Source organism: Microvirga sp. RSM25, from assembly GCF_044784385.1.
Classification (GTDB): domain Bacteria; phylum Pseudomonadota; class Alphaproteobacteria; order Rhizobiales; family Beijerinckiaceae; genus Microvirga; species Microvirga tunisiensis.
The window spans coordinates 670,047-695,489 of the sequence record NZ_CP173040.1 but is presented as its reverse complement, the minus strand read 5'-3'; the positions used below and the strand labels follow the sequence as shown (position 1 = coordinate 695,489).

At 61.6% G+C, this 25,443-nt stretch carries 22 protein-coding genes and 3 pseudogenes; 13 read left to right on the top strand and 12 right to left on the bottom strand.

What is annotated here, in order from left to right:
* Positions 1 to 28: 28 nt before the first annotated feature.
* Complete coding sequence (locus ACD578_RS29370; RefSeq protein WP_404294480.1) at positions 29 to 1,639, bottom strand: transposase; 1,611 nt, start codon at positions 1,637 to 1,639, stop codon at positions 29 to 31.
* A gap of 560 nt (positions 1,640 to 2,199) precedes the next feature.
* Between ACD578_RS29370 and ACD578_RS29365 the strand changes: the two genes are divergently transcribed.
* The 3 genes from ACD578_RS29365 (at position 2,200) to ACD578_RS29355 (ending at position 3,880) form a co-directional block, all read left to right on the top strand.
* Positions 2,200 to 2,487, top strand: coding sequence for a type II toxin-antitoxin system CcdA family antitoxin (locus ACD578_RS29365; RefSeq protein WP_404295535.1), 288 nt, complete (start codon positions 2,200 to 2,202; stop codon positions 2,485 to 2,487).
* Positions 2,487 to 2,786, top strand: a complete 300-nt coding sequence (locus ACD578_RS29360; protein ID WP_404294478.1) for a CcdB family protein — start codon at positions 2,487 to 2,489, stop codon at positions 2,784 to 2,786. The genes ACD578_RS29365 and ACD578_RS29360 overlap by 1 nt, the downstream gene beginning before the upstream one ends.
* A gap of 185 nt (positions 2,787 to 2,971) precedes the next feature.
* Positions 2,972 to 3,880: a recombinase family protein gene (locus ACD578_RS29355; RefSeq protein ID WP_404294476.1), complete on the top strand. Its 909-nt coding sequence runs from the start codon at positions 2,972 to 2,974 to the stop codon at positions 3,878 to 3,880.
* Between the two features lie 91 nt (positions 3,881 to 3,971).
* Here ACD578_RS29355 and ACD578_RS29350 read toward each other — a convergent pair.
* Together ACD578_RS29350 and ACD578_RS29345 are read right to left on the bottom strand one after the other, a co-directional pair.
* Positions 3,972 to 5,073 (bottom strand): annotated as a pseudogene (locus tag ACD578_RS29350) (P1 family peptidase).
* 130 nt (positions 5,074 to 5,203) lie between these two features.
* Positions 5,204 to 5,461 (bottom strand): WGR domain-containing protein, encoded by a 258-nt coding sequence (locus ACD578_RS29345; RefSeq protein WP_404294473.1) that lies wholly within the window; start codon positions 5,459 to 5,461, stop codon positions 5,204 to 5,206.
* A gap of 932 nt (positions 5,462 to 6,393) precedes the next feature.
* Between ACD578_RS29345 and repA the strand changes: the two genes are divergently transcribed.
* The 5 genes from repA (at position 6,394) to repC (ending at position 11,038) form a co-directional block, all read left to right on the top strand.
* Positions 6,394 to 7,614, top strand: a complete 1,221-nt coding sequence (gene repA, locus ACD578_RS29340; protein ID WP_404294471.1) for a plasmid partitioning protein RepA — start codon at positions 6,394 to 6,396, stop codon at positions 7,612 to 7,614.
* Positions 7,614 to 8,651: a plasmid partitioning protein RepB gene (repB, locus tag ACD578_RS29335; protein WP_404294468.1), complete on the top strand. Its 1,038-nt coding sequence runs from the start codon at positions 7,614 to 7,616 to the stop codon at positions 8,649 to 8,651. Before repA ends, repB begins: the two co-directional genes overlap by 1 nt.
* Before the next feature lie 129 nt (positions 8,652 to 8,780).
* On the top strand, positions 8,781 to 9,002 hold the full coding sequence (locus tag ACD578_RS29330) for a hypothetical protein (protein ID WP_404294466.1): 222 nt from the start codon (positions 8,781 to 8,783) through the stop codon (positions 9,000 to 9,002).
* 171 nt (positions 9,003 to 9,173) lie between these two features.
* A complete protein-coding gene (locus ACD578_RS29325) occupies positions 9,174 to 9,566 on the top strand; it encodes a hypothetical protein (protein ID WP_404294464.1) in 393 nt (130 codons plus the stop codon).
* A gap of 254 nt (positions 9,567 to 9,820) precedes the next feature.
* A complete protein-coding gene (repC, locus tag ACD578_RS29320; protein ID WP_404294462.1) occupies positions 9,821 to 11,038 on the top strand; it encodes a plasmid replication protein RepC in 1,218 nt (405 codons plus the stop codon).
* A gap of 632 nt (positions 11,039 to 11,670) precedes the next feature.
* Here repC and ACD578_RS29315 read toward each other — a convergent pair.
* The 5 genes from ACD578_RS29315 to ACD578_RS29295 form a co-directional block, all read right to left on the bottom strand.
* A complete protein-coding gene (locus ACD578_RS29315) occupies positions 11,671 to 12,000 on the bottom strand; it encodes a transposase (RefSeq protein WP_404295532.1) in 330 nt (109 codons plus the stop codon).
* Entirely contained in the window at positions 11,945 to 13,279 is a 1,335-nt protein-coding gene (locus ACD578_RS29310; protein WP_404294460.1) for a cell division protein ZapB, read from the bottom strand. The genes ACD578_RS29315 and ACD578_RS29310 overlap by 56 nt, the downstream gene beginning before the upstream one ends.
* 141 nt (positions 13,280 to 13,420) lie before the next feature.
* Positions 13,421 to 13,648: a hypothetical protein gene (locus ACD578_RS29305; RefSeq protein WP_404294457.1), complete on the bottom strand. Its 228-nt coding sequence runs from the start codon at positions 13,646 to 13,648 to the stop codon at positions 13,421 to 13,423.
* A gap of 26 nt (positions 13,649 to 13,674) precedes the next feature.
* Positions 13,675 to 14,874: an IS91 family transposase gene (locus tag ACD578_RS29300; protein ID WP_404294455.1), complete on the bottom strand. Its 1,200-nt coding sequence runs from the start codon at positions 14,872 to 14,874 to the stop codon at positions 13,675 to 13,677.
* Between the two features lie 12 nt (positions 14,875 to 14,886).
* Positions 14,887 to 15,747, bottom strand: coding sequence for a tyrosine-type recombinase/integrase (locus ACD578_RS29295; protein ID WP_404294452.1), 861 nt, complete (start codon positions 15,745 to 15,747; stop codon positions 14,887 to 14,889).
* 218 nt (positions 15,748 to 15,965) lie between these two features.
* Here ACD578_RS29295 and ACD578_RS29290 point away from each other — a divergent pair, with 218 nt between their 5' ends.
* The 4 genes from ACD578_RS29290 to ACD578_RS29275 all read left to right on the top strand — a co-directional run bounded on the left by ACD578_RS29290 (position 15,966) and on the right by ACD578_RS29275 (position 21,151).
* Positions 15,966 to 16,577 (top strand): hypothetical protein, encoded by a 612-nt coding sequence (locus ACD578_RS29290; protein ID WP_404294450.1) that lies wholly within the window; start codon positions 15,966 to 15,968, stop codon positions 16,575 to 16,577.
* A gap of 240 nt (positions 16,578 to 16,817) precedes the next feature.
* The gene (locus tag ACD578_RS29285) at positions 16,818 to 19,523 is read left to right on the top strand and encodes a DEAD/DEAH box helicase (protein WP_404294448.1); all 2,706 of its coding nucleotides are present in this window, start codon (positions 16,818 to 16,820) and stop codon (positions 19,521 to 19,523) included.
* Positions 19,524 to 19,528: 5 nt separating this feature from the next.
* The gene (locus ACD578_RS29280; RefSeq protein WP_404294445.1) at positions 19,529 to 20,617 is read left to right on the top strand and encodes an SWIM zinc finger family protein; all 1,089 of its coding nucleotides are present in this window, start codon (positions 19,529 to 19,531) and stop codon (positions 20,615 to 20,617) included.
* Positions 20,618 to 21,016: 399 nt separating this feature from the next.
* The gene (locus ACD578_RS29275; RefSeq protein ID WP_404294444.1) at positions 21,017 to 21,151 is read left to right on the top strand and encodes a hypothetical protein; all 135 of its coding nucleotides are present in this window, start codon (positions 21,017 to 21,019) and stop codon (positions 21,149 to 21,151) included.
* Between the two features lie 609 nt (positions 21,152 to 21,760).
* Here the strand turns inward: ACD578_RS29275 and ACD578_RS29270 are convergent.
* Positions 21,761 to 22,953, bottom strand: a pseudogene (locus ACD578_RS29270) (IS3 family transposase).
* 406 nt (positions 22,954 to 23,359) lie between these two features.
* Between ACD578_RS29270 and ACD578_RS29265 the strand changes: the two are divergent.
* Positions 23,360 to 23,560 (top strand): hypothetical protein, encoded by a 201-nt coding sequence (locus ACD578_RS29265; RefSeq protein ID WP_404294442.1) that lies wholly within the window; start codon positions 23,360 to 23,362, stop codon positions 23,558 to 23,560.
* Between the two features lie 115 nt (positions 23,561 to 23,675).
* Here ACD578_RS29265 and ACD578_RS29260 read toward each other — a convergent pair whose 3' ends face one another.
* The 3 genes and pseudogenes from ACD578_RS29260 to ACD578_RS29250 form a co-directional block, all read right to left on the bottom strand.
* Positions 23,676 to 23,936: a DNA -binding domain-containing protein gene (locus tag ACD578_RS29260; RefSeq protein WP_404294440.1), complete on the bottom strand. Its 261-nt coding sequence runs from the start codon at positions 23,934 to 23,936 to the stop codon at positions 23,676 to 23,678.
* Between the two features lie 837 nt (positions 23,937 to 24,773).
* Positions 24,774 to 25,232: pseudogene (locus tag ACD578_RS29255) on the bottom strand (helix-turn-helix domain-containing protein); the annotation flags it as partial.
* Positions 25,162 to 25,389, bottom strand: coding sequence for a hypothetical protein (locus tag ACD578_RS29250; protein ID WP_404295531.1), 228 nt, complete (start codon positions 25,387 to 25,389; stop codon positions 25,162 to 25,164). The pseudogene ACD578_RS29255 and the gene ACD578_RS29250, both read right to left, overlap by 71 nt.
* Positions 25,390 to 25,443 lie beyond the last annotated feature (54 nt).

The following is a 25,443-nucleotide window of genomic DNA, read 5'->3' as shown; positions in this document are numbered from 1 at the left end:
ATCGGGGCAGTTTGGGGGACGGTGGGCCTTAGGCTGACCGGATGACGAGGTCGGCAAGGGGCGGAATTCTCGGCTGATCCCCATTCAGGCCGAGCCGGTCGCCAAGATAGTCGAAGAACGACAGCCCGAGTTTGCGGCAGGTCTTCGAAAGCCCCAGCATCACATCCCGGGCCACCCGGCCATCGGCACTCATCGTGCCACCGGAGATCTTGCGCTTGATCACCCAGGCCCGCAGGTCGTTCTCCGACGCATTGGTGTGCAACGGGATCTCCGGCCGCTCGAGCACCCGCAGCAGCTCGGCCTTACGCCGCGCCAGGCGGGCCAGCAACTCGTCGAGCTCCTTGTAGCCCGTGCGCAGACCAAAGATCTTGTCGAACTGCTGCCGGAAGGCCCTCTCCCCACCCGGTGCGGGGCTTTGCTTCCACAGCTTCAGGCTGCGGTAAAAGCACCAGATCGCCTCGCGGACCAGCACCACTGCTTTCACCTGCTTGGGCGAGCCCGGCATCAGCTTCTGCAGGTGGCGCTCGGCATGAATCCAGCACAGCGCGTGCTGGGCGATGCGGAACTGGCCGGCATCATCGGAGACCACGACGGTGTTCTCCATCAGCCCGCGATGCCGGAGCGCACCCCAGGTGGCGGCTTCATCCAGTAGCCGGAGCAGAGGCCGGTCGAAGATGTTGATCGAACACTGCAACAGATGCTGCCACCACTCCATCTGCGAGCTGAACACTCTGCCCTGGAGCTTCGTCAATCGGGCGATCACGGCGGCCTCGACCGGCTGCCGGCGCAGATAGTTCAGGGCGGCCTCGTTGACGACGTAGTCCTCGCACCCACCCCGCAGCAGCGACAGGAAGTTCAGGCGCGATTTTGATCGGCTGGTGCGGAAGACGCAAAAGCGTTCACCGCCGATCTGGGTGGTCACAGCGGGACGGCGGGCATGCCGCGCGCCGGTATCATCGACGGTGAGGTACGGCGACGAGGTCAGGCCCGCCTGCAGGATCGCGCGGTCTTCCTGCGCGAACAGCTCCAGATCTGAGGTGAGCAGGCGCACGACTTCCCGCTTCGAGATCGACAGGCCAATGCCGTTCAGCAGATCGGTCAGGCGCTCGGTGGTCACCTGGCCTTGCATGTGCAGGGCGAGGCAGAAGCGTTGTACGCCAGGCCCGAACCCGCCGGTGACCCCGACCGGCAACGGGGCGATGATAGTCTGCCCCTCGGGCGTCACCCACCGTTCCCGTTTGTAGCGCACGACTTCGGCGGTCAGGATCAGATCCCGTCGCACCACCGTCTTGTAGCCTTTGAAGCGCGAGCCGGGTGGCACTTCGGCCCGGATCGTCACCTCGCGCGTGACCCGATCCCGTTTGGCGCCACGGCCGGGGCGCCGGCCCGGGCCCGTGGGTCGCGGCTGAGTGGCTTTCTCCATGCCGGAGGGCTTGAAGGGCGGGCGCGGCGGCAGGTTCTTGAGCCGGGCGATCTCGTCCTTCAGGGCCTGGTTGTCGTGGCGCAGGTTGCTGTTGTCGAGGCGGAGTTGCTCGACCTCTTGCTCCAGTCGATCGATCTTGCCGGCCAGATCCGAGACCAGCTGGCGCAGGGCCGTCGAGGACAGGGGCTTGCTGGACCTACCGGGCGGCGATGTCATGCCTGGATTGAATCACGGATGCTCTTCTGAGGGAATCGTTGCCCCCCAAAATGCCCCACTTACCCAGGAACTACGATGGTGTCATATAAGCTAAACTATTGATGAGAAACAGCATAGCCGTAAGAAGAGGAGCAAAGCAAGCCATCGCTACGATGTGGCGGATGAGTTTAAGCTATTTCTCAAGCCTGCATCAGCACCGGGCTGAAAAGGTCACCTGCTCCACTTGGATCAACCACAGACAGGTTGCGCATGGAGCGGAAGCCGAGCGGCTAAGATCTTTATTTTTAAGCCATTTTTGCCCGCTCTGGAGAAGCCCTCCCCTCGCGGGCTGGTTAACAAAATGGCTTGAGAAACGTCTTCAAACGATCAGTTGCTCGTAAGAAGCGAAAGTGTACAAAGGCACCGGAAACCGTAATCGGGGTGTCAGTGTTCGAAGTGGATTGCACTTTCGTTCGAAGGCGACTGCATGCTAGCCGCCTCAAAGCGGATCGAAATCTTTTGGCCTTTCGGATTTCGGTGTGGAATCAGCAGATCAAGGCTTGGCTTTACTTACGCGCTATATGCGCATAAAATGTGCGCATCTACACTCTGGGGGAACCGCAATGCCTAAGCCAGTTGGAGAAGCGCGGGTTCGGCGTCCAACGAATGTCACTCTTCCTGTCGAACTTGTGGATGAGGCGAAAGCCTTGCAGGTCAATGTTTCCCAAGCCTGCGAAAGTGGGTTGGCTCGCTCGGTGGCGGAAGCCCGGCGGGCTCGCTGGCTGGAGGAGAATAAGGAAGCCATTGATGCCCACAATGCGATGATCGAACGCGATGGTCTGATCCTGGATGAGTTCCGGCAATTCTGATGGCGCAATTCGATGTCTATGCCGGGGTCGGCCACACCAAGGGCTATGTGGTGGAGTTGCAATCGGACCTCCTGGATCGGCTGGCAGTCCGTATCGTCGCGCCCATGGTCCCCGGCGACAAGGCCACGATCATCTCCGGGCTAACCCCGCTGGTTCGGTTTAAGGGAACCGACTACCTTCTGTTGACCTATCAGTTGGGATCCATCCCGGTCCGTGAGTTGCAACGCCCTGTCGGCTCGTTGTCCGCCGATCAGGACGCGATCAAGCGGGCACTTGATATCCTGTTCCTCGGCTTCTGAGTATCGCAGGAGACCACCAATTCCACACGAAATTTTGGATAGCCGTTTTTCGTGCAACCGGCTCCGATGCAAAGTGATTGACGGTGCAATCAGCTTCGAGCCTGAGAATGTCTCGTGAGCCACTTCACTTGCTTGGGAAACAAGGCATTTGGAGTGCAATCAACTTCGAAAATTGACAACCATTAATGGCCCCCTCCCCTTCCAGGAAGCGCCTAATTGGCTACGCCCGCGTGTCTACTGAGGATCAGGCGCACGATGCTCAGCTCGACGAACTGCGCGCTGCCGGCTGCGCCGAGATCCACCAGGAGCACGGATCTGGGGCAAGCCGAGCCCGGCCGGTGCTGGCGCGGCTCATCCGGGAGATCAAGCCGGGTGAGGTCCTGGTCGTGGTACGTCTGGACCGCCTGGCGCGTTCAGTGAGCCATCTTCTTGAGGTGATCGAAACCTTAGAGGCCAGGAAGGCGCATTTTCGGTCCCTGCGCGACCCCATCGACACCTCGACCCCACAAGGTATATTTTCCTTGCAGGTGCTCGGTGCCGTCGCTCAGCTCGAGCGCTCCCTCATCTCGGAGCGGACGCGGGCCGGCATCAAGGCGGCAAAGGCGCGAGGCAAGAAGCCGGGCAACCCGGGGATGCGTGAACGTCAGCCGGAGGCCATCCGCAAGATTGCTCTGGCCCGGGAGAAGATCTACGTGGACAATCTGATTGCCGGCGCGGACCAATGGATGCCGACGGTGCGCCGCATGCGTCCGCAGCACCCGTGGGAGGATGTTGTTCGCGTGCTCGCCGACAGCGGGCAAGCGTGGACCGCGGCTCGGCTGCGCCGCGCGGTCGGCAAGCTCGTCTCACAGCACATGGCGGACCCTGCCCTCCTCCAGCCTGCTCCACGCAAGAACCCGGAGGATCGGCTCATGACGCTGATTGCCGGCATCGCCATGACCGACCCAAGCCTCTCATTGCGGGAGATCGGAGCACAACTCGAACGCATGCGGGAGCGAACCCCACGCGGCGGCCTCACATGGTCAGCCTCGTCAGTGAAGAAGCAACTCGACCGGGCGCGAAAGGCTGGGCTGGCCGTGCCAAAGCCCGTCTAGGACATCGTCCAGGCGTCTCTGATAGATGGAGTCCAAGGCGAGGGAAGCGGGCTCCCCTCGCCGCCCCTGAGATCGGGCCGATGAACTCAACTCACCCCTTCACGTAGTCTCTATGCGCTGGAAGCTGATGCTCCTTCAGGCTCTCGGCCTGCACCGCCGCACGGGCCACAGCATGGGCCAGTACGGTGGCAGCGATCGCTCCAATGGCGGAGACATCGGCGCGGACGGATGAGGTCTTGCCCGTGGACAACGCAAAGATCGTGTTACCGTCCGACGTCGTGTGCACGGGATTGCTGCTGCGGGCGAAGCCATCAAGGGCCATCTGGGCGATCTTGCCCATCTCGACCTTGCTGAACGGCACGTTGGTGGCTACTGCCCCGATCGTCGTATTGCTGCCTGCCGATGTGACAACGCGGTAGCCGCCCATGATCGCCGCCATGGTGTCCCGGAAGCCCCGCCCCTCCTCCTGTCTAGCTTCCGCAAGGATCTGGCGCGTGTCGGGATGGTAGATATCGCCGACGGCGTTCACGGCGGCGATGGCGCCAACGACAACATCCGTACCAGGTACCCGATGGCTGGCTGTTCCGAGGCCACCTTTCATCGCAAAGGCTGGCCCGAACAGCTTACCCGCCGTTGCTCCCGCCTCTATCTCGACATTGTCCTCTTGGACTGGGCGTGAGGCTGCGGCGAGGCAAGCTTGGTATCCGGCCTCGGCATCCAGGCGGACGGTGAAGTCGCCTGCGCTGAGGTCCATCAGAATGGCCGCGGGGGCGATCGGAACCATGCCCGCCCGCAACTTGAACCCGATCTTGCGCTCCTCGAGATAGCGCATCACGCCAGTGGCGGCCTCCAGCCCATAGGCGCTGCCGCCTGACAGCAGGATGGTCTGGACGTGCTGGACGGCATTGGTCGGATCGAGCAAATCAGTTTCTCGGGTGCCAGGGACAGAGCCGCGCACGTCCACGCCGCCCACAGCACCGTCTTCGCAGAGGATGACGGTACAGCCAGTCGGCCGGCGGGTGAGGATGTGATGGCCGATCTTGATCCCAAGGGCCTCCGTGATGCTACCGCCCATGAGAGGACGGCCGGATAGATCAGTCGCCAAAGCAGCCGAAGAACTCGAGCGCTTGCTGGGTGAGGGGAGGGGCTGCGCACAGATCCAGCATGGAGTGGGTGAAGGTTCCGCGCTTCATAGCGGCCTCATGTTCAGGCTTGAGTGCCGCCAGTACCTTAAGCCCTTGCTGGAGGCACAAGGGACCAAGGGACGATCGGTACCGAGGGGAGGGAGCCGATTGGATGCTAGGAGGTCCGCTGGGTAAAACCTTATCTTCCACCGGATCGGGCGACATAGCCCCGCCTCTGCTTGCGATGTAGCCATACCTCAAGGGCTTCCATGGCGCTGCCCTCGCTCTCGTGAAGCTCAGTCGTTCGCTGTCCTACGGTCCCGATCCGACCCCATTCACGGATCAACGCGACGTCACCAAAGAGGCTCGCCTCGATTGAGAGTACATAAAATCGGGCTATGTTGGCGCCTGGGTCGCGGCGGTCCAGTACCAGATATTGGATCTTGTCGTGAGGCATACCCCAGTGTCACGCTCATGCACGAGGCCGTCCAATTCAAAGGCGGAATCGATTATGCCGGATGGATTCACGACGGCGATAGATCTCGACAGTTCATTAAGAGCTTGCCGATCTAACCGATAGTAAGGATCAAGAATCGCCGGCTGCTTAGGTCGGAAGGAGCAGGATCGACCCGAGAGTGCGCGGCAGGGGTCCCCTCCCCATTCTTGCCAGAGAGCGTTTGTTCTGCATCGAGTTGAGGCAACTCTAAGACTAGTGCCGATTACTATCTCATTTGAGCCCAGCTCGTGTGCCGAGTTGTACATGTACAACTGATCCCCGCCCGCTGTTGCGCACGAGCGCCCGATCCCCGCTCCTCCTGACCCACTTGTAGGTGGTCGGTGGATCCGGTTCTTAGGGTGTTGCAGTATGAAACTGCTCGCGGGAGATTCGTTCTAACAGCAACGATGTGTGCGTGGTCCCTCACCAGGAAGAGAACTGCAGTATCTAGAGGTTCTCCTTGTTTGAAAGGCACAATCCTTCCTGAGCCATTCCAGACATGTGAGGTTCGCTAAGAGCCGCTGAGAACTAACGCGCTAAGTCACGCTTCTAACGGCCTGCAGTGCCCCAATTGCTCCAAAAATGCTCAATCGAGATGATTGCGCGGTAGGGAAGGACCCAACCACGAATAGCGGGGATCTAGTTGTACATGTACAACTGTTCCTGATGGCAATCGAACCTTGTTGCATAGGCTGATTTCGCGCCTTCCACACGCGCTGTAACAACATGTCTGCAATCGAATCGGGCCGGCATAGTTGTACGTGTACAACTCGCTTCAGCGAAATGCAGTCACACCTCTTAATCAGCGGTTAAGCTGTTTACGCGAGTATCAACTTCGAATTATTCCAGAACTAGCGCAAAAATCGAAGTTGGACATCAAAGCGGAGATGAGAATGGAAGCGGCAGTTGAGCAGGCTCAATTACGGTCTGGTGAGCAGGATGACATCCGTGACGTGATTGCAGCCGACACCGACCAACTTACCAAGCGCCTGCGTGCGCACCGTCTCGAGCTGTTCCCTCCGACAGCATCGAAAACAATCCGGCGCTTCTCCGCCGCAGAGGCCGCGAAACTCATCGGTGTGAATGACGGCTACCTGCGTCAGATCTCTCAAGAGGGTAGGGCAGGCGACCCGGAGGTCTCGAATACTGGGCGTCGATTCTATTCGCTCGATGATATGAACGCAATCCGGGCGTATCTCGACACGAACATGCGCTCCAAGCGCCGATATGTCCCGCATCGAATCGGATCCGAGCACCTGCAGGTGATCTCGGTCATGAACTTTAAGGGCGGCTCGGGCAAGACGACCACCTCTACTCATCTTGCGCAGTATCTCGCGTTCCGTGGCTACAGAGTCCTCGCTGTAGATCTTGATCCCCAAGCGAGCTTAAGCGCCATGTTTGGGCAGCAGCCTGAATTTGACGTCGGTCCTAACGAGACGATTTATGGCGCTATTCGCTACGACGAGGAGCGGCGAGCCCTCTCAGACATTATCCGGCCAACGTATGTTTCGGGCCTCGATCTGGTGCCAGGCAACCTTGAACTCATGGAATTCGAGCATGAGACGCCCAAAGCGCTTACGGGGCGAGGAGCCGAGGACTTGATGTTCTTCGCGCGCCTCAGCAGTGCGTTCGAGTCCGTGGCGGATCGGTACGACATCATTGTCATCGACTGCCCACCCCAGCTGGGCTTTCTCACCCTTTCCGCAATTTGCGCCGCGACCTCAGTTCTGCTGACGGTCCACCCACAGATGCTCGACGTGATGTCGATGAACCAGTTTCTCATCATGATGCGCGAGCTGCTGGACGTCGTCGCGCGGGCTGGGGGCAATACCAAGCACGATTGGCTCCGCTATCTAGTCACCCGCTACGAACCTGGTGACGGTCCCCAGACGCAGATGGTTGGTTTCATGCGCTCGATGTTCGGCCAGCGAGTTTTAACCCATCCGATGGTGAAGAGCACGGCAATCGCTGATGCAGGTATTACCAAACAGACACTGTATGAGGTCGATCGACAGCAGTTTACGCGGTCAACTTATGACCGTGCGATTGAGGCGCTGGACATGGTGAACTCAGAAATAGAGGTTCTGGTCCAGCGAGCCTGGGGGAGGGTGTGATGGCACGCAAAAATCTTCTTGCTAACATAGTTGGTCCTGATGTCCCGGACATCGCCGTTCCTGCGAAAGAGAGCACCGGAACGAACAATTCCGTTCCGCCTATGAGGGCGAGCTCAGCACCGACAATCACGAAGACGGGTGCGTTCGGCTCAATTGGCCAGTCGCTTGAACGCATTGCGTCCCAAGCGGAACGCGCTAAGGAGATCGAGCAACAGCTCAGTGCTGGGGCTGCTGTTGTCGAAATTGATCCTTCGCTGGTGGACCCTGCCTTTATTACCGACCGGATGGGCAGCGACCCTGAGGAGGATGCACTTCTTAAGGAACGGATCGAAAAAGAGGGGCAGCTCGTCCCTATTCTGGTCCGCCCACACCCAAAAGACTCAAAGCGCTATCAAGTCGCATACGGACATCGGCGGCTGAGAGCGGTTGCCGCGCTTAGCCGCAAAGTCCGTGCAGTCGTACGTGAGCTGACGGATACACAGCTTGTCGTTGCGCAAGGGCAGGAGAACAGCTCGCGCTCAGATCTCTCGTTCCTTGAGAAGGCGCTCTTTGCGCACACGCTTGAGAAGAACGGTTATACGCGCGACATCATCATGTCCGCGCTTTCGGTCGACAAAGCTGCCCTTTCACGCCTGATTTCGCTGGCACAGAAGATACCCGGGGATATTGCCAATGCAATCGGTCCTGCACCAAGCGTTGGCCGGGTCCGCTGGGATGAACTTGCAGAAACCCTGCAGAGTAAGGATGCACTGAAGCGTGCCCGCACGGCAATCGAGTCGTTTGCATTCGAGACCGCATCTAGCGACCAACGCTTCGAGGTTCTTCTCGGTGCTCTCAAAACAAAGCGGACAAGCCCAACGCCACCGGAGACATGGCACACGCCGGATGGCAAGCCAGTCGCAAGGATTTCGCAGAGCCTTGGGAAGACTACCCTCGTGGTGAACGACAAACTCGAGCCAGACTTTGGGCAGTTTATCGCGCAGAAACTCAGCTTGCTTTACGTCGAATTCAAGAAGCAGCCGCACAAAGAGTCTTAATTCTTCGTAGCGTTCGTAGCCATGCGCGAAAGTTTTCCAACGGATTCCGCTTGCATTTTGAATTAATCTTGCATTCCGACTCCACTGATACGGAGAATCGTTCTTTACTCGTAAGGTCACGAGAACTGGATGAGACTCATGCCGGATGTGAAGGTGGCGGAAGCTGTTCAGCGCTTGCGGAAGTCCCGTCGGGAGGCGGGCTATCGCGAGACAAACGTTTGGATTCCGCCAGTGGTTGGAGCGGCGCTCGATGAAGCTGTTGCCACCGGCCGCTTCAAGACCAGGCAAGAGGCCATCCAAGAGGCTCTCGTGACGGTATTTGTCCGTAAGGAGGACAACACAACGAATTAACTGAGCAAAGCAAAAGGCCCTCGAAGTGCCACCTTCGAGGGCCTTTGAGATACCGAGGGATCGGCATCTGAAGAGTAGTTTGCACCCTCTCTTTATGCCATCCCGACAAGCTAAGTGTCAAGGACACCGGTTCGGTGAACACTCCCGCTTTGCCCTCATTAGGAGAGTACGATGCAGTTCGCATCGTTTGAAGAAGGGCATGTTGCGATGCTTGGTCTGGGACGAGGACGTAAAGTCATCGTATCGACCGGCCGAGGTAAAGATGGATCGATCGGCTTCCTCGCCGTCGCGCCTGATGCTTTCGCGCGTGCTCGGGACACCATCAACAGCAAGAAATCTACGTGGAGTAAAACACTAGCCCTCGATCTGAAGCTGAATGCTTTGGAGTCTCTCGTCGAGGAGGTTACTCTGCAAACCACTGCTGAAATTGTCCGCTTCTTTTATTCAAATTGCTTCCGCAGCGACACTGTGGAGCAATCTGGAGGCTTCGGCTTGCCGAGTCCTTCGGCCAAGCCGGGCCGAAACCGTAACCCAAGACAGGAGCAACCCGCGCGATTGACCTAGGACAAGCAACGGCCCCCGAGAGCGCCAACTCACGGAGGCCGTAGAATTCGATTGAGACCCTTCGGTCAGCGAACACCCGAAGAGTCTCATACACCGAATCCGGTGTCAACGGAGATGTCGTTTCTCCGTACGCTGGTGCTTTGCCTCACGACGGAGAGATCAAGCGATCTCTACGAACGGACACGCGCGGCCCAAAGAAGGGCCCGAACTATGGATTTTTCAGCACGCCGTTCACAAACCAGGTGGGGGGACGTATGACCTCCCATCAGTCGACGACTCCATTCGGCCGCCGGCCGCTTTCTCTCGCGATGGTTGCCGCGCGTGCGGTTTCCGAGTCCTGCCCATCCAACGCCATCGCCCAAAAATGGAAGGTCTTTGATAACCTCCGTGAGGCCAAGACGGCGCTTGGAATCTCTGATCGGGCCCTGAGCGTGCTCAACGCTCTTCTCACCTTCCATCAGGACACAACCCTGCAATTCGGGTCAGACCTGATCGTGTTTCCGTCCAACAAAGCCCTGACATTCCGAGCTAATGGCATGTCTCCGGCGACCTTGCGGCGCCACTTGGCAGCTCTCGTGCAAGCGGGCCTAGTAATCCGTCGCGACAGCCCAAATGGGAAGCGCTATGCCCGGAAAGGGGAGGAGGGCTCAATTGAGCGGGCCTTCGGGTTCGACCTCTCACCGTTGGTCGCTCGAGCCGCCGAGTTCGAAAGTCTGGCCGCGCAAGCGCAAGCCGAGAGGAAAGTCCGGTACTTCCTGCGCGAAGAAATTACCATCCTACGACGTGATATTGGCAAAACGATTGCCGTAGCGCTCGAGGAGGACCTTGCTGGCCCATGGAGCGATCTCCTGGCGCGATTCAATGCTTTGAATGTGACGCCGCCCCGCAACGCCGAAACCATGGCTCTGGAAGCTATCACGGCCCAATTGCGGACTCTCTGGGCCAATGTGGATAATACGCTGAAATCGCAGCTGAAGCCTCAAGATATGAGCGCCAATGAGTCTCATAGTGAGCGTCACTATCAGAATTCAAACCCAAACCCTCTTTTAGATTCTGAGCAAAGCTTCCGGAAGAAGCTGGAAGAAACTCCGGCGCCAGAGCCTGAAGCCAACAAGCCTCCCATCCGAGCCTTTTCCTTGGGCCTAGTCCTGCAGGCCTGTCCGGACATCGCGATGTACACCAAGGGAGGGCAGGGAATCTCCACCTGGCGCGAACTCATCACTGCGGCAGGCGTGGTGAGGGGTGCATTGGGGATCAGCCCGTCAGCCTGGGAAGACGCCTGTGCTGTCATGGGCGATGAAGACGCCGCAATCGTGATTGCCGCGATCCTTCAGCGATCTGAGATGATCGTGAGCGCTGGAGGTTACTTGCGAAATCTCACGGAAAGGGCGCGAGAGGGTAAGTTCTCGGTTGGGCCCATGGTCATGGCTCTTCTTCGCGTAGCTGCCACTGATGGGAGAAAATCAGCATGACGCAAAATGCAGCGATTTGGGAGGGTGCGTCTGAGACAACCGTACCGAGTGCGGAGCTTGTAGATCAAACTTAGTTGGACCTTCGATAGCAAAGATGCTCAGCGTTCTGGCAAACGAAAGACGGATAATGAGCTGGCAGAGCCGGAGGTATACGCTCAAGAGCATACACCTCCGGCACAAGTGGTTGGAACTGGCTCGCTATCCCAACCCTGACGAGCCATTATTTGAGTTGGAACATGAGCCCTACTACGTACGTTGCTGACCAAGCAGTTGCCTTGACCCCTTGTACATTGATCGGAACACTTTAATCTGATCGCTGGAACCTGTTTCTCAGGTCATTTTGTTAAGAAGCCAGCCCAGAACTGGCAAAAATGGCTTAAGAACAAAGAGTTTAGCGGCTCGACTGCCGCTCAATGAGGATCCTGTCCGCGGTTGGTCCAAGTGGAGCAGGGGACCATTTCAGCCCGGTGCTGATGCAGCCTTGAGAGACAGCTTGAACTCATCCGTCACATCGTAGTGATGCCTTGCTTCGCTTCCGTTCTTGCATCTATGCTGTTGTTCATCAATAGCTTAGCTTATGAGGCAGCATCATGGCTCCTAGGTCATCGGGGCAGTTTTGGGGGCCGGGGGCCTCAGGCTGACCGGACGACGAGGTCGGCAAGGGGCGGAATTCTCGGCTGATCCCCATTCAGGCCGAGCCGGTCGCCAAGATAGGCGAAGAACGACAGTCCGAGTTTGCGGCAGGTCTTCGAGAGCCCCAGCATCACATCCCGGGCCACCCGGCCATCCGCACTTATCGTGCCGCCGGAGATCTTGCGCTTGATGACCCAGGCCCGCAGGTCGTTCTCGGAGGCATTGGTGTGCAGCGGGATCTCCGGCCGCTCGAGCACCCGCAGCAGCTCGGCCTTACGCCGCGCCAGGCGGGCCAGCAACTCGTCGAGCTCCTTGTAGCCCGTGCGCAGACCAAAGATCTTGTCGAACTGCTGCCGGAAGGCCCTCTCCCCACCCCGGTGCGGGGCTTTGCTTCCACAGCTTCAGGCCGCGGTAAAAGCACCAGATCGCCTCGCGGACCAGCTCCACCGCCTGGGCCTGCTTCGGCGAGGCCGGCATCAGCTTTTGCAGGTGGCGCTCGGCGTGAACCCAGCACAGCGCATGCGTAGCAACCCGGAACTGCCCCGCATCGTCAGAGACCACGACCGTGTTTTCCATCAGCCCGTGATGGCGGAGCGCACCCCAGGTGGCAGCTTCGTCCAGCGTCTGGAGCAGGGGTCGGTCGAAGATGTTGATTGAGCACTGCAACAGATGCTGCCACCACTCCATCTGCGAGCTGAACACTCTGCCCTGGAGCTTCGTCAATCGGGCGATCACGGCGGCCTCGACCGGCTGCCGGCGCAGATAGTTCAGGGCGGCCTCGTTGACGACGTAGTCCTCGCACCCACCCCGCAGCAGCGACAGGAAGTTCAGGCGCGATTTTGATCGGCTGGTGCGGAAGACGCAAAAGCGTTCACCGCCGATCTGCGTGGTCACCGCAGGACGGCGGGCATGGCGCGCACCGGTATCATCGACGGTGAGGTACGGCGAGGCGGTCAGGCCTGCTTGCAGGATCGCGCGGTCTTCCTGTTCGAACAGCTCCAGATCTGAGGTGAGCAGGCGCACGACTTCCCGCTTCGAGATCGACAGGCCAATGCCGTTCAGCAGATCGGTCAGGCGCTCGGTGGTCACCTGGCCTTGCATGTGCAGAGCGAGGCAGAACCGCCGCACGCCGGGTCCGAACCCGCCCGTGATCCCCGCCGGCAGCGGCGCGATGAGGGTCTGGCCCTCCGGCGTGAGCCAGCGTTCCCGCTTGTAGCGCACCACCTCGGCGACCAGCACCAGGTCCCGGCGCACCACCGACTTGTAGCCTTTGAAGCGCGAGCCGGGTGGAACCTCGACTGAGATCGTCACCTCGCGGGTGACCCGATCCCGTTTGGCGCCGCGCCCGGGACGCCAGCCTGAACCAGCTGGGCGCGCCTGGGTGGCTTTGTCCATGCCGGAGGGCTTGAACGGCGGGCGCGGTGGCAGGTGCTTGAGCCGGGCGATCTCGTCCCTCAAGGCTTGGTTCTCAAGGCGCAGGTTGCTGTTGTCGAGGCGCAGTTGCTCGACCTCTTGCTCCAGTCGATCGATCTTGCCGGCCAGATCGGAGACCAGCTGGCGCAGGGCCTTCTGGGACAGGGGCTGGGCGGAACCACTGGGCGCGCTCATGCCTGGATTGAATCACGAATGCCCGTTTGGCGGAATCTGGAGGGTTCTGTGAGGTCCGGTCGCGACGGAACGTGTGAAGGCCCTCATCCGGAAGGACCTCATTGAAGCCGGATTGAGCGAAGCCGCGAGACGGGGATGGCGCTATGGGGATTGTAGGCTGGTTGGTGAGGTGAGGTGCTCGACGAGGGCCGGACGGACCGCATGTGGAACGCGATCCGTGTGCCCGATGGTGCCGACGGCGACGGCCCGGTGCCGATGATCGCGTTGAATACGGCCGGCCCGGTCACCGGAGAGCACCCGGATCTTTCCCGCTCCGGGACGGGGTGCAAACAGATGCAGGCCGGCGCACATGGCAGTCGGCTCGGTCATTGCCATGCTGCAAGCGGTTGATCCTCTCATGAACTGTCGCTCCAGACGGGACGGCGAGGCACCTCCCCACATCGCCAGATGCCGAACGTGACCATCTGTCGGCCGCACCAGGAGCACCGGCTGGCCGGAGTTGCGGCGGGCCGATCATGCGTGGTGTCGGCGGCGCTCTCTTGCGCCGTGATGGTCAGCAGTCTGCGACACAGTTCCAGCTTTTGGGCGCGATGGCCATTCGCGAGAAAGCCGTAATGTCGGATGCGGTGGAAGCCGTCCGGCAGGGTGTGCAGCAGGAAGCGCCGGATGAACTCGTGGGCATCGAGCGTCATGACCTTGACCTTGCCGCGATGACGATAGTCCTTCCAGCGGAACGAGACCCTGCCGTCGGCCATACGGACAAGCCGAGAATTGGCGATGGCGACGCGATGGGTGTAGCGGCCGAGATAGGTCAGCATCTGCCCGGGGCCACCGAAGGGCGGTTTGGCGTAGACGATCCATTCGACATGACAGACCTCTGCCAGCCGGCGGCGGAACGCGGCGGGCGCCATCAGTCCGGCGAGGTCGCCAAAGAAGCTCAGATTGCCCGCGTCATAGGCGGCTTGCAGGTCCTGTAGAAACAGCCGACGAAACAGACGCGATAGGACCCGCACGGGCAGGAAGAAGCCGGGCCGGCACGCAATCCACTGCGCGGCCCCGGATCGACGCCCGAAGCCGGTAGGCGGCAGGCCGCCGCCCGGCACGATGCAATGGACATGCGGATGATAATGCAGGTTCTGGCCCCAACTGTGCAGGACCGCGACGAGTCCAATCTCCGCCCCCAGATGTTTGGGGTCAGCGGCGATGGTGAGCAACGTCTCAGCCGCGGCCTTGAACAGGATGGAATAGACGGCGGCCTTGTTCTGAAACGCGATGCCGGCCATCGGCGCCGGCAGCGTGAAGACCACGTGGAAATAGGGAACCGGCAGGAGGTCACCCTGCCGCGCCGCGAGCCAATCCCGACAGGCCTGTCCTTGGCACTTCGGGCAATGCCGGTTGCGGCAGGAATTGTAGGAGACGCGGATTGTCCTGCATGATGGGCATCCCTCCAGATGGCCCCCGAGAGCGGCTGTCCGGCACAGCTCGATCGCGCTCATCGTGCGGCGCTCGACCCGCCCGAGATGCCCCTCCTGGGCCTGCCGATAGGCCTCGCCGTGGCGACGCATGATGTCCGCCACCTCCAGTCTTGCCGACATGACGACGCCGGCTCAGTTTGGGGGAACAACCTCCAGCCTCAGACGGTCGAGCGGGCTCTGCGTGCGGCGAATAAGGCCGTTCGAGACCTTCGTGTAGCGTGCCGTGCTCGACAGATTGTTGTGACCGAGCAAAACCTGGATGATGCGAATGTCGGTTCCGTTCTCGAGCAAATGTGTGGCGAAGCTGTGCCGCAGCGTGTGGACCGTCACGCGTTTGTCGATGCCGGCGGCGATACAGGCCGAGCGGCATGCCGCATAGAGAACCTGCACATCGATTGGCGCGGTTGCGTCACGACCGGGAAACAGCCAGTCGTTGGGCTTTGCCAGCCGCCAATAGACCCGGAGGATGCGCAGAAGCTGCGCCGACAGCATGACGTATCGGTCCTTGCCGCCCTTGCCGTGCGCGATCAGGATGACACCGCGTTCGCTGTCGATGTCGCCGACCTTCAGGCCGACGGTCTCGGAGGCACGGAGGCCCGCCGCATAGGCCGTGGTCAGCGCGGTGCGCGTCTTCAGGCTGGGCACCGCCTCCAGGAACCGGACAACCTCATCCGCGCTCAGCACCACGGGCAGCTTGCGGGGCAAGCGCGCATAGGCAATCCGTTCCGGAATCTCGGCATGGCCCAGTGTCACGCCGTAAAAGAACCGCAGCGCGCAGACCGTCTGGTTCAGCGCCGACCATGAGATCCCCTTCGCCACCAGATGCACCTGGAAGGCGCGGACATCTTCCAGGCCAAGCCGAGCCGGGGACCGGCCGAAATAGCGCGAAAACTTCGCTACCGCGTGGATGTAGGATCGTTGCGTGGCGGGCGACAGATTGCGGACCGTCATGTCCTCGATCATGCGACGGCGCAGAGGGCTCATCTCGACCATCTTGATCTCCTGTTCCGGGATTGCGCTTCACCAGCCGCAACCCTTCAAAACAGAAGCATCATCCGCATCCCCGGGCACCAAATGCCGCGTCAGCGGCTTCGTTCAATCCCTGCCCCCGAAAATGCCCCAGTTACGGCAGAGGGCTCGATCTCGACCCGGCTGGAGTCGATTCCGATCCCCATTCTCCGTTTCGACGCTCGATTGAAACGGCTTTGACCATGAGACGACCCACACGCCGGGAGATTGCCGCACAGGACCGCCAGATGCTGGACCGGCAGGCGCAGTTTCGCCTGGCGGCTGATGCCGTGACGGCCGCGCTCGCCGGGGTGGCCGAGGTCGAGGCGGTGGCGTTGATCGGCTCGGTTGCCCGGCCGTTGTGGCGAGAGGTGCCGCGCTTTCAGCCCTTCCGATACTGGGACGTTCCGGTCTGGCACGAATGCAAGGATATCGATCTGGCGGTGTGGCTCGATCGCCTGGACCCGCTCCCGACCCTCAATCGGGCCCGCAGCCTGGCCCTCCACCAACTGTTCAAGGAAAAGCAGATCGGGATTGCTCACCATCAGGTCGAGATCTTCATCCTGCAAGGAGAGGTGAACGCCTATCGCGGCCGGCTCTGCTCCTTCTCGCAGTGCCCGAAGGGCAGGCGGGAATGCCTGGTCCCGGGTTGCGGACGGGATCCGTTCCTGCAGCAGCACGCTGGCTTTACCTTCTGGCCGGACGCAGTGGCACCAGATAGAATCATGCCCCTGTATGATCGGCGGCGCGGGATCCTGCGACGTGCCTCCGAGACACCGGCCGAGGGACAGGACGATCATGTCGCGACAGGGTGATGCCGATGGGACGAGAAGGGGAGCATGGGGATCTATGGTATCCCCGTGAGCCATGGTGCCATGCTCCTTTCAGTGGTGCCCGATCAGGCGGAATGGCAGCGGTCCGGACCAGATCGGCACCGGCGGCCCGGCGAATTCTCGTGCTACTTGTGAAGGGCCCTCAGCCGTGTTCAGTGGGTCTTGCGGCTCCTGTTAAACGGGCAGTGCGGATTGAAACACTTCGGAGCTCGTTCAGCCATCATGCCCCGGATCCAGTTGCGTCTCACACCGCGTGGGCACCTCCTGCTGGAGGAGGCGAACGACGCGCCCACCCTGGATGACACCGTGGCGGCACGGCTGGCCAGGGCCTTTGCCCGTGGCACCGGGTACGGGCTGTTACAACTCGGAGCGGGCGAGATCGGCCGATCCTTGCCCCCCGCCCTCAACTGGTGGCGCGATTTCGCTGTCCGCTATGTGGAGGCGGTCTGTCTTCATGGGTCGGGCGGAGCAGGAGAGGGGCTATCCACCGCGATCTTGCCCACCGTTGCCCCGCCGCCCGAGGCCGAACTCGCAACGCTCGTTCTGACGGCCCCGATGATGCCAGGGGCGGAATACTTGACCTCCGATATCCTGCGTGGGCTGTGGGTCGACCTTGGCACCGCGTTTGCCGCGTCGTTCACAGCAGCCGGCACTGACCTGCAAGCGTTCCTCAAAACACTGAACCCGGCCTGGAACCTGATCGGCCGCGTTCACTTCAATCTGGCCGAGAACCGCCGCGACCCAGAACGGCCCTTTGCCTTCCTGGCCACCTACACCACGCGCCTGTCGGCCCAGGCCAAGGCCCAGCATGTGCCGCTCAGCCAGGCCCTGCGCGAATACGCCGGCGCGGCCGATCGAGACAAGCTGCTGTCGCTCTTGGTGCCGGTGCAGCGGGCAGCGGAGCGCGTCAGTTGGCTCAAGGCCATGGTCGAGACCGGGGAGATCTTTCATCCGCTCCGCTGGAGCCCGGCCGAGGCCACACGGCTTCTGACCAGCGTGCCCGACCTGGAAAGCGCCGGCGTGGTCGTACGCCTGCCCGCGCACTGGCGCGCGGGCCGCCCGTCACGCCCGCAGGTCACCGCCACGATTGGCGCCCGGCCGCCGTCTGGGACCGGCCTCGAGGCTCTGCTCGACTTCCATATGGACGTGACCCTGGAGGGTGAGCCGCTCACCGCCGCGGAGATGGCCACCTTGCTTGCCGGGACCGAGACGCTGGTGCTGCTGCGTGGCCAATGGGTGGAGATCGACCGTCCGCGTCTGGACCGTGCGATGCGCCGCTTCCAGGAGGTGCAGGAGCTCGCCGAACAGGAGGGGCTCACCTTTGCCGAGGCCATGCGCCTGTTGGCCGGCACTGAGGCCACCGGGGACGACGAGCCCGCCGCAGGTGCCGACTGGTCGCACATCACGGCCGGAGCGTGGCTGACTGAGACGCTGAGGGCGCTGCGCAACCCCGACGGTGCCGGTGTTGATCCGGGCCCCGCCCTGAAGGGACGCTTGCGGCCGTACCAGAAGGCGGGTGTCGAATGGCTCCACCTCCTGAGCGGGCTTGGCCTTGGCGCCTGCCTGGCCGACGACATGGGGCTGGGCAAGACGATCCAGGTCCTGTCACTGCTGCTGATCCAGAAACGGAAGAGCACTGAACGCACGCCGAGCCTGCTGGTGGCTCCGGCATCGCTGCTGGCCAACTGGGCGGCGGAGATCGAGCGCTTCGCCCCCGGGCTGAACGCAAAGATCGTCCATCCCTCGGCGACGTCGGCCGAAGACCTCAATCAGATGACGGGGGAGGGATTGTCCGCCTTGGATCTGGTGATCACAAGCTATGGCTCGCTGCTGCGTCTGCCGCTGCTGGGTACAGCGTCCTGGCGCTTCGTGGTGCTCGACGAGGCGCAGGCGATCAAGAACCCTAACGCCAAGCAGACGCGCGCCGCCAAGGCCCTGCAGGCTGAAGCCCGGATCGCCCTGACCGGAACGCCGGTGGAAAACCATCTCGGCGACCTGTGGTCGATCTTCGACTTTATCAACCCCGGCCTGCTTGGCAGCGCCAAGGAGTTCGGCCGCACCACCAAGGCCCTGGCGGAGCGACCGCACAACCCCTATGGCCCGCTGCGTGATCTGGTCCGGCCCTACATCCTGCGCCGGATGAAGACCGACAAGACTGTTATCACCGACCTGCCGGACAAGACGGAGGTCAAGGCGCTGTGCCCATTAAGCCGCAAGCAGGCTGCCCTCTATGCCGAGACGGTGACGGGCCTGGTCGCAGCCTTGCAGGATGCCGACGGGATCCGGCGCAAAGGCCTCGTGCTGGCGACGCTGATGCGGTTGAAGCAGATCTGCAATCATCCCTCGCAGTGGCTCAACGATGGCCAGTGGGCCGAGGCGGACAGCGGCAAGTGGGCTCGCCTGCGCGCAATCGCCGAGGTGGTCGCTACCCGCCAGGAGAAGATGCTGGTCTTCACCCAGTTCCGCGAAATGACGGTGCCCCTGGCGGCACATCTGGGCGGGATCTTCGGCCGGAGCGGGCTGGTTCTGCACGGCGACACCGCGGTCAAGAACCGCCGGGCGCTGGTCCGAACCTTCCAGGAGGACGAGACCGTGCCGTTCTTCGTCCTGTCCCTGAAGGCGGGCGGCTCGGGGCTGACACTGACCGCGGCGTCTCACGTCGTCCACTTCGACCGCTGGTGGAACCCGGCGGTCGAGAACCAGGCCACCGACCGGGCTTTCCGGATCGGCCAGAAGAACAACGTGCTGGTCCACAAATTCGTCTGTCAGGGTACAGTGGAGGAGAAGATCGACGCACTGATCGAGGCGAAGAGGGGCCTATCGGATGACCTGCTCGCTGGTGGAGACGAGATCAATCTGACCGAGATGAAGGACGAGGATCTGCTGCGCATGGTGGCTCTCGATCTGAAATCGGTCGTGGCGGAGTAAGGTGGATGGCTCCAGAGTTTGAGGACGGATGGCCCCGCTACGTTCCGGTGGCGGAGCGCCGGAAGCAAGCCGCGCGCGAGATCGAGAAGCTGCGCAAGAAAGGGCACCCGGTCGCCCCCATTCTCCTGGCGGGGCGCACCATTGCCCGGACCTTCTGGGGCCAGGCGTGGTGCGACAACCTGGAGAGCTATCGCGATTTCGACAACCGCCTGCCGCGCGGCCGGACCTATGTTCGTAATGGTGCGGTGATCGACCTTCAGATCTCACCACTGGAGATCAAGGCGAGGGTCAGTGGATCGTCAATCTACAAGGTCAGCGTCAGCATCACGGCGTTGGCGCCGACACTGTGGCGGTCGATCTGCGCGGATTGCGCGGGGGGCATCGACTCCCTGGTCGAACTGCTGCAAGGCCGGTTCTCCAAGGGGGTGATGGAGCGGATCTGTCGCCAGGACAGAGGTCTGTTCCCCAAGCCGTCGGATATCCGGTTCTCCTGCACCTGCCCGGATGGAGCCTCGATGTGCAAGCACGTTGCCGCGGTGCTGTATGGCGTTGGCGCCCGGCTCGACGAGGCGCCCGAGCTTCTGTTCCGGCTGCGTGCGGTGGACGAGAAGGATCTGGTGGCCGACCTTGACACGGCGCTGCCAATCGCAAGTCGGCCGGCCGACGCCGGAAAGGTCCTGGAGACGGCCGACATCTCGGCTTTGTTTGGCTTGGACATGGCGGAACCCGGAGACGCGATCCCTGGCCATGGCGCTACGCCTGCTGTCCCCGAGCCAGTGGCCCGCGCTGGACAAAAGCGAACCAGCACAAAGGTGGCGGGACGCAAGACAGTCGTTCCGTCCCGTCCGGCACCCGCTGCTCCAACAGCCAACACGCACGGCGCACCGCCGGCGCGGAAGATCCGTAAAACGGCCAGTAAGACGCCCGGCTCCGCGGAGCCGATCGCCCAAACTCAGCCCCTGGATGATCCCACGATCCCAAAGGCGTCCAGGAGAATCCGAGATTCCAAGGCCGTGGAACGCAAGGGTCAGCGGACAATGCCGAAGCCTGAGATCGAGCTGACCCCGGACGGGTTCGTGAAGTGGTGGAAATGAGCCCGAACCACCGCAGCCAGCAGCGCTCGGATGCCTCTGACCACCGTGTGACGAACACCCGCCAAGCTTGGATCAGGGCGGCCGAATGCCCATATACAGCCTATGCCGCACAAGGAATCTTCCCCCAGAACCCTCGACTTGTTCGAGGTCACACTCACCGTCCCGACACCGTCAGAGGCGGGGTCAGCCTTTGCCCAATCGTCGGGGCTTGCCAGCTTGTCTGACGCTCAATTGGCAGCGCGCCTCGAGCATCTTGTGGAGGAGGTGCGAGGCCGTCTTGAAGCGGGGAAGAGACAGCGGCCGGAACTGACCGCGGCGGTACGCCAAGCCCGCTTATCGCTCGATCGGCTTGCTCCTCAACCTGCCAAGCCAGACAGGCGTCGTGGATCCAGCAAGTCCTTGCCGCCTCTGCAGGAGGGGCAACGCAAGGCTGTGCGGGCCGCTCTTGGGGCTGGGGTCGCTCCGGGTCAGGTCGCCAAGCACTTTGGCCTGTCACTCGCAGCCGTCCGCAAGGTGCTCGACGAGACCGGGTAGGATGCCTGACGGCGAGGGCACAGCAGCACTGACAAGCAACAGAGTAGGAGTCGGCAGGCTCTCTTCCTGCAGGCGCGAAAGTGAGCTCCTCTGAGCGCAGTTTTTTGCCGCACGGTTCCGGTGAAACCACGTTCCTCCGTCACGAGTTCAGTCCGCGAGAACTGACAAAGCCGCCGATGAACGGTGACGGAGATGGGCATATGGGGGCGGATGAAGGCCGAAGGCATAGCCGCGCGGATGATCAAAGCGCGCCATACCTTCCAAGATACATCATTGAGCACATTGGACAGGTACTGCGAAATCGTTATCGCGGGGACCTGCTCCTCCCTGTTCCCGCCGAGATGCTCAAGGTGCTGGAGACGACTGGCTCGAGCAGCGCTCTGACGTCATCCAACGGCAGAAGCAAGACCAGGAGGGCAGTTCATCCGTGCCCGTCCTGGGCCCGCCGACAGCTATGGATGCAAGACACCCAGATCGAGACTTGGCTGATTTGCTGAAAGAGACAAATGGCACAAATAGGGCACGGCGCGTCGGCGCAATCATCTCGCGGTCTGCCTGATCCCAGATCGCATGTGTACCGCCCGTATTTTTGAGACACCGGGTTGAAGCCTACGCGGCGAGTGCCGCGATTGGAAGCTGCTTATGCCGAATGGCGGCTGGGGCCTGGAAGCCGTGCCGGGCCATCAGCCAAGTGGAGTTGTAGCTCTCCCGGAAGGCCAACAGCGCCTGGCGCATCTCCTCGATGGTCTCGAAGCAGCGCACCCACAGCAGGTTCTCCTTGAGCGTGCGGATGAACCGCTCCGCACAGCCATTCCCTTCCGGCGCCCGCACGAAAGCGGGCGAGCTCGCGATCCCGAGAAAGCGCAGCTCATCCTGGAACGCCCGCGACATGTACTGGCTGCCATGGTCGTGCCGGACCGACAGACCTGAAGCAATCTCTTCAGCAAAGCCGCCAAAGTGCTCACGCACACCCTGGCGCAGCGGCTCGAGAGCCTCGAAGCGCGTGCCCTGGCGACTGGCGTGAATGCCGACGCACTCAGCACTGTACTGATCCACCGCCACGAACACGGCGGCGGGTCCTTCGCTGGTCCAGGCGGTGGTCATGTCGGTGCCCCACAGGGTGTCGATGGTCTCCGGAATGATCGTGCCATCGTGGTTGCGTGGACCGCGTGGCGGGCCTGTCCGGGACGGCGCCAGCAGGTCATGCTCGCGCATCAGCCGCAACACCCGCCGCAGCGAGGTGCGGATGCCCTTCAGGCGCAGACGGGCCCAGACCTTCCGATGGCCTTCACCATGGAACGGGCTCGCCGCCAGGACGGAGCGGATCTGAGCGGTGAGTTCCAGATCGGACAGCTGTCCGACCGGGCCACGGCGCTGCCGGTCCGGCTGCGGTTTGCCATGGCGGTAGACGCTTGCCCGGGCCACCCGCCAGATCCGGCAGACCCGGGCCAGGCCATAAGGCTGGCCGCTGCTCGGTGAGATCGTCCGGCTCATCGCCTCGACCTCCTCTGGGCTAAAGGGCGGCCGCTCTCCAGCCCGGCGATCTTGGCCTCCAGCAGTTCACGCTCCAGCAGCACCTCGCCGAGCCGGGCCTTGAGCCGCTCGGTCTCCAGCGCCTCGCCGGCCGCCAGGAAGGCCACGCGCCAGTCGCTGAGGGTGGCGGCCGTCACGCCCAGGGAGCGCGAGACCGTGTCCAGATCCTCGCCGCGCAGCAGCCGCAGAACGGCCTCGCGCTTGCGCTGGCGCGACATGCGTCCACCGCGGCCCGGACCCGCCGCTTCCTTCATCATCTCTGTCATCATCGTCACCCTTCTGCGGATCCCGTCCGCTTACAGGGTGTCTCAGAAAACTGTAGGGCAGAGGACATGGCATAACGAAAGCGCCTCAGCCGAGGCCTCTTCCAAACCGCCGCCAGGGCACCTGCGATGCCCTTACGGAAAACATCACGCCCCGATCCTAGACCCATCCCACTGATCGTCAACGCCGCCCGCCGAGGCGGCTTTTTCAAGCCTAAGTCAGCGAATGGGCGGATTTAGCCTATCAATCGGAATGTCGCTGCTGGCTCTCTCCGGAGAGGCCCGACTACTCTCGACCTTGCTGAGAACCACTTGACGGATACGCTCCTTGAAGCGGCTCCATGTTCCGAGTGGTACGTTGCATCCCGCGCAGGCGAGTTCCGCACCTTCGTGAATGACCTCAGGGAGCGCAATGGAGGCCGCCCCGCAGGATTTATTTTGCCACCAGGCGCTCGTCGACCTGTCCGGCTACAGCATGAACGAGCTGTTCGGACAAGACCCGCACTTCATGAACGGCGAAGGCACCGACCCTCAGGCCATCCGGCGCTATGAGGGCGCGATCGTCCAGAGACGGACGACACGCCATTGGGATGCATCCGGCCTCATTCATTAGCTCCTCGCCGACAAGACGAATGGAGAGCGAACAACAATTCCGATTCGCAATCTGGAGTGGAAGCCGCGGCCGATGCATCGCGTGATGCACCAGCGGCATCACGAGGAAGCAGAATCTAGTTTGCGGATCGGCGCAAGAGGTGGCGATAGCCGGTGTGCATCATCCATCGAGCACGCGCGAGATGGCTGTCATGAACACGTTTGGCGCGGTCAGGCTCCCGCACAGGATCGATGCCGAAGAGGATGAGCACAGCCTCGCGCCAGTCCGCTCCATCTGCCTCCGCATCGAGAAGGCGCATGTAGAGTTTCATATGTGCGCCGTCATACGGTGTTAGCTCGGCGCCGGACGGAGCCGTATCCTCAAACGGTAAGATCATCGCGTGTCCTTCGTCTCCGCCAAATCGAGATGTCGCCGCATACTTCTACAGAAGCCTTTCCGCCACAACCCTGCCGCTGCTTGCGCATCGAGCTAATCGACACCACGACGCTCCCGTTTGAAGAAGTGGCCCATCGCGTCGGCTGTTCGGACCCGTCGAGACTGCAGGGTCTCATCCGCCGTGGAACAGGCATCAGTCCTCGAGCTTCGCGCTCGGGCTCGCTCCAAGGAGGCGCGGTGTGCTCAAGGGTCTGTGTGAGCCAGGCGTGGCATCGCCATTGTTCAATTTGTCCGTTGTCAAAAGGCTGGCGATCGCAGCCCATCTGCCGCTGCCGTCGGAGCCGGCAAACGACCCGTTCTCGCGCGTGATCATAGACACCTCTAAGGGGTGCTCAACACCTCCACTGCGCCAAAGCCCGTTGGGCGACGTCTACATCAGATCTTTCGACTTTCTCATCCCTCTCCCGGATTTGTGCCGGAACCATCGTACTCGCCGCTCGCAGAATTCTCCGGCAGGACCTTCCGCTGGTTTGACTCCATAGGCGATGACCTCAACACTCAGAGCGCCTTGCGCGGGAATGTGGCGGCGCTTGGCACGGCAAAGGAATTCGGTAAAATGTCAGCAGGAGCCAAGCATATTCCGATTACTCCCCAAAAGCTGTTGGATCGAGGGAAGAAATAAGCGCAGGCGCAGGAGTTTGCATCGACCGCCCTGAAGGCCGCGTGACACATTGCAGTATTCGCGACGCCCGCAGCAGCACATGATCATGTGCTCGCCTGAAATCTCTCCGCGTCAAAACCGCTACACGCCTTTGCTCCCCACCCGAGCGCCACGGTTTCAATCCTCATCGCAGCTGAAGCGGTAGTCAGCGCGATTAATTCCATGACGTTGCATTTTGTCGTAGAAGGTCTTGCGCGGAATGCCGAGAGCTTTGATCGTTTCCTGCTCATTGCCATTATGGGCCGCAAGCGTTTCTCGGATTAGTGTTGCCTCATAGCGCTCCAGTCGCTTGGGTAGGGGTTCCTGCAGGTCGATTTGGCAGACAGAGGCCGCCGGAGCGGCGACGCCCAGCGCGACCCGGTCAGCGAAATGGGCCAGTTCGCGCGCATTGCCGGGCCAGTGATGGTTCATCAAGTAACGGTGCGTTGCGCCGTCAATGGCCGGGATGTCGCGACTGAAGCGTCTGGCAGCACGGGAGAGGAAATGCGCGAAGAGAAGAGCGATGTCATCGCGCCGTTCGCGCAAGGGAGGGATCGAAAGGGTCACGACATTCAGCCGGTAATAAAGGTCTTCGCGGCGGACTTGAAGCACTCCATGATGCGCTCCCGTCGTCGGTCGGTTGATGACTGTTCTCTGCGCGATTGTTCAAGCCGCGATGCTGCCGGTGCTCCAAGCCCTCTATCACTGCCCTCTTCGCGACGGGATAACTGGCAAGTTTAGCTGTGATAATCACGCGCGGAGCAATGCCCTTTTTCTTGAGCAACTTCCGTAGTAGGCGTTTGGCCGC

Bases quoted from the DNA above. Each gene is read 5' to 3' on its own strand.
- ACD578_RS29370 (WP_404294480.1), bottom strand. From the start codon at position 1,639: ATGACATCGCCGCCCGGTAGGTCCAGCAAGCCCCTGTCCTCGACGGCC.
- ACD578_RS29365 (WP_404295535.1), top strand. From the start codon at position 2,200: ATGCGCATAAAATGTGCGCATCTACACTCTGGGGGAACCGCAATGCCT.
- ACD578_RS29360 (WP_404294478.1), top strand. From the start codon at position 2,487: ATGGCGCAATTCGATGTCTATGCCGGGGTCGGCCACACCAAGGGCTAT.
- ACD578_RS29355 (WP_404294476.1), top strand. From the start codon at position 2,972: ATGGCCCCCTCCCCTTCCAGGAAGCGCCTAATTGGCTACGCCCGCGTG.
- ACD578_RS29345 (WP_404294473.1), bottom strand. From the start codon at position 5,461: ATGCCTCACGACAAGATCCAATATCTGGTACTGGACCGCCGCGACCCA.
- repA (WP_404294471.1), top strand. From the start codon at position 6,394: ATGGAAGCGGCAGTTGAGCAGGCTCAATTACGGTCTGGTGAGCAGGAT.
- repB (WP_404294468.1), top strand. From the start codon at position 7,614: ATGGCACGCAAAAATCTTCTTGCTAACATAGTTGGTCCTGATGTCCCG.
- ACD578_RS29330 (WP_404294466.1), top strand. From the start codon at position 8,781: ATGAGACTCATGCCGGATGTGAAGGTGGCGGAAGCTGTTCAGCGCTTG.
- ACD578_RS29325 (WP_404294464.1), top strand. From the start codon at position 9,174: ATGCAGTTCGCATCGTTTGAAGAAGGGCATGTTGCGATGCTTGGTCTG.
- repC (WP_404294462.1), top strand. From the start codon at position 9,821: ATGACCTCCCATCAGTCGACGACTCCATTCGGCCGCCGGCCGCTTTCT.
- ACD578_RS29310 (WP_404294460.1), bottom strand. From the start codon at position 13,279: ATGAGCGCGCCCAGTGGTTCCGCCCAGCCCCTGTCCCAGAAGGCCCTG.
- ACD578_RS29305 (WP_404294457.1), bottom strand. From the start codon at position 13,648: ATGACCGAGCCGACTGCCATGTGCGCCGGCCTGCATCTGTTTGCACCC.
- ACD578_RS29300 (WP_404294455.1), bottom strand. From the start codon at position 14,874: ATGTCGGCAAGACTGGAGGTGGCGGACATCATGCGTCGCCACGGCGAG.
- ACD578_RS29295 (WP_404294452.1), bottom strand. From the start codon at position 15,747: ATGGTCGAGATGAGCCCTCTGCGCCGTCGCATGATCGAGGACATGACG.
- ACD578_RS29290 (WP_404294450.1), top strand. From the start codon at position 15,966: ATGAGACGACCCACACGCCGGGAGATTGCCGCACAGGACCGCCAGATG.
- ACD578_RS29285 (WP_404294448.1), top strand. From the start codon at position 16,818: ATGCCCCGGATCCAGTTGCGTCTCACACCGCGTGGGCACCTCCTGCTG.
- ACD578_RS29280 (WP_404294445.1), top strand. From the start codon at position 19,529: ATGGCTCCAGAGTTTGAGGACGGATGGCCCCGCTACGTTCCGGTGGCG.
- ACD578_RS29265 (WP_404294442.1), top strand. From the start codon at position 23,360: ATGGAGGCCGCCCCGCAGGATTTATTTTGCCACCAGGCGCTCGTCGAC.
- ACD578_RS29260 (WP_404294440.1), bottom strand. From the start codon at position 23,936: ATGATCTTACCGTTTGAGGATACGGCTCCGTCCGGCGCCGAGCTAACA.